This is a genomic window from Pseudomonas machongensis, assembly GCF_034961125.1.
GTDB classification, from domain to species: domain Bacteria; phylum Pseudomonadota; class Gammaproteobacteria; order Pseudomonadales; family Pseudomonadaceae; genus Aquipseudomonas; species Aquipseudomonas machongensis.
This window is the reverse complement of sequence record NZ_JAYFUI010000168.1, coordinates 1-2,309: the sequence shown is the minus strand read 5'-3', so window position 1 is coordinate 2,309 and position 2,309 is coordinate 1. Positions and strand designations below refer to the sequence as shown.

2 protein-coding genes, 3 tRNA genes and 1 pseudogene are annotated in these 2,309 nt (G+C 56.9%); all 6 read left to right on the top strand.

Going from position 1 to position 2,309, the window contains the following annotated elements; genetic code table 11:
* Positions 1-315: pseudogene (locus VA602_RS15425) on the top strand (pantothenate kinase); the annotation flags it as partial.
* Between the two features lie 7 nt (positions 316-322).
* The gene (locus VA602_RS15420) at positions 323-748 is read left to right on the top strand and encodes a hypothetical protein (protein ID WP_063542473.1); all 426 of its coding nucleotides are present in this window, start codon (positions 323-325) and stop codon (positions 746-748) included.
* Between the two features lie 143 nt (positions 749-891).
* A tRNA-Tyr gene (locus VA602_RS15415) sits at positions 892-975 on the top strand.
* A 24-nt stretch (positions 976-999) separates the two neighbouring features.
* Positions 1,000-1,073: transfer RNA gene (locus VA602_RS15410), tRNA-Gly, on the top strand.
* A gap of 28 nt (positions 1,074-1,101) precedes the next feature.
* Positions 1,102-1,177: transfer RNA gene (locus VA602_RS15405), tRNA-Thr, on the top strand.
* A gap of 79 nt (positions 1,178-1,256) precedes the next feature.
* On the top strand, positions 1,257-2,309 hold a 1,053-nt coding region (gene tuf / locus VA602_RS15400), incomplete at its 3' end, for an elongation factor Tu (RefSeq protein ID WP_323453649.1).

The window sequence follows — 2,309 nt, the reverse complement described above, 5'->3', positions numbered from 1 at the left end:
GGGATGCCTCTGATGCGTAGCCAGCTGCGGACCCATACCCGCCGTATTCGTTATGACGATGCCTCGGCCGAGCGAGCATTGAGCAGTCTTGAGCCCGGGCGCTCCACGGTCGAGGCAGTCGAACGTGGGTGCGTGCTGATGCTGCAGGGGTTCGCCCATACGCAGATCGATCAGGCGCGCGCGCTGTGGGGTAATGAGTTCAGCGTCTTCCTCACGGGAGGCGATGCGCCCCTGGTCCAGGTGTCTGCACCTGGCGCGCGGGTTGTACCGGACCTGGTCTTTGTTGGCCTGGCGATGGCCTGCCCCTTGAGTTGAGGTGCCTATGCGTTGGTTGTTTCTGCTGTTGGTAGTGCTAAATGCCGTCTATTACGTGTGGCACCAGCAGGAGGCGCCGGTACGGGTCAAGGAAGTTGCACCCCTTTCCCTCTACAAGGGAAGTCAGCAGGAGATCCGCCTGCTTCGGGAGACGGGAGCGGCGGCTCCCGCCAGACGCAGGGATGAGTGCCTGGTGGTGGGGGGATTTACCGGGCAGGATGAACTCGTGGCCTTGCGCCAGCGATTGCTGAGCCTGGATATCGCCGCTCAGCCCGTGCAGGGGCAGTTGGCTGGCGCGGACGGCTTCTGGCTCAAGGTCAGCCCTGATAGCGAGCGTTTGCTGGATGAGGCGGTCATTGCCAGTCTTTCCAGTGATTTCAAAGACTTAAAACATAAAATTATTTTCTGCCAGGGTATTGCAACTGGCGAATAGCTTGATAGAATGGCGCCCGCTTCGCAGGGAACACCGCTCAGGTGGTAGTACCGGAAGCATAGTCAAAGCAGCTAACTTTCAGATTTAATTGAAAAAAATGCTTGACTACAGGCCGGCAGGTAAATAGAATGCCCGCCACGTCTGGAGGGATTCCCGAGCGGCCAAAGGGGACGGACTGTAAATCCGTTGCGAGAGCTTCGAAGGTTCGAATCCTTCTCCCTCCACCAGTTTTAGCGAGAGCTGCAAGCTCCGCGGGTATAGTTTAGTGGTAGAACCTCAGCCTTCCAAGCTGATGATGCGGGTTCGATTCCCGCTACCCGCTCCAAGTTTGCTGTTTTGGCGCAAAGAGTTTCGCTCTTGTAGCTCAGTTGGTAGAGCACACCCTTGGTAAGGGTGAGGTCAGCGGTTCAAGTCCGCTCAAGAGCTCCATATAAACAAGGCAGATATGAAAATATCTGCCTTTGTTTTATCAGCGTAGTGACTATTTCTTCTGCGGAGGACTGTATCGATGGCTAAGGAAAAGTTTGATCGTTCCCTTCCCCACGTTAACGTCGGCACTATCGGCCACGTTGACCACGGTAAGACCACTCTGACCGCAGCTCTGACTCGCGTCTGCTCCGAGGTTTTCGGTTCGGCAGTCGTTGAGTTCGACAAGATCGACTCGGCTCCGGAAGAAAAAGCGCGCGGTATCACCATCAACACCGCTCACGTCGAGTACAACTCGAACATTCGTCACTATGCTCACGTTGACTGCCCAGGTCACGCTGACTACGTGAAGAACATGATCACCGGTGCTGCCCAGATGGACGGCGCGATCCTGGTTTGCTCGGCTGCCGATGGTCCGATGCCACAAACCCGTGAGCACATCCTGCTGTCCCGTCAGGTAGGCGTTCCGTACATCGTGGTCTTCCTGAACAAGGCTGACCTGGTAGACGACGCTGAGCTGCTGGAACTGGTCGAGATGGAAGTTCGCGACCTGCTGTCCACCTATGACTTCCCAGGCGACGACACCCCGATCATCATCGGTTCGGCTCGCATGGCGCTGGAAGGCAAAGACGACAACGAAATGGGCACTACCGCTGTCAAGAAGCTGGTAGAAACTCTGGATGCCTACATCCCTGAGCCAGTTCGTGCCGTCGACCAGCCGTTCCTGATGCCGATCGAAGACGTATTCTCGATCTCGGGTCGTGGTACCGTTGTTACTGGCCGTATCGAGCGTGGCATCGTTCGTGTTCAGGATCCGCTGGAAATCGTTGGTCTGCGTGACACCACCACCACCACCTGCACCGGTGTTGAGATGTTCCGCAAGCTGCTGGACGAAGGTCGTGCTGGCGAGAACTGCGGCGTTCTGCTGCGTGGTACCAAGCGTGACGACGTTGAGCGTGGCCAGGTTCTGGTCAAGCCAGGTTCGGTCAAGCCGCACACCAAGTTCACCGCAGAAGTCTACGTTCTGTCGAAGGAAGAAGGCGGTCGTCACACTCCGTTCTTCAAAGGCTACCGTCCTCAGTTCTACTTCCGTACCACTGACGTGACCGGTAACTGCGAACTGCCGGAAGGCGTT

What these genes read in the sequence shown, in the direction of transcription:
- VA602_RS15420 (WP_063542473.1), top strand. Translation starts at nt 323, where the DNA reads ATGCGTTGGTTGTTTCTGCTGTTGGTAGTGCTAAATGCCGTCTATTAC.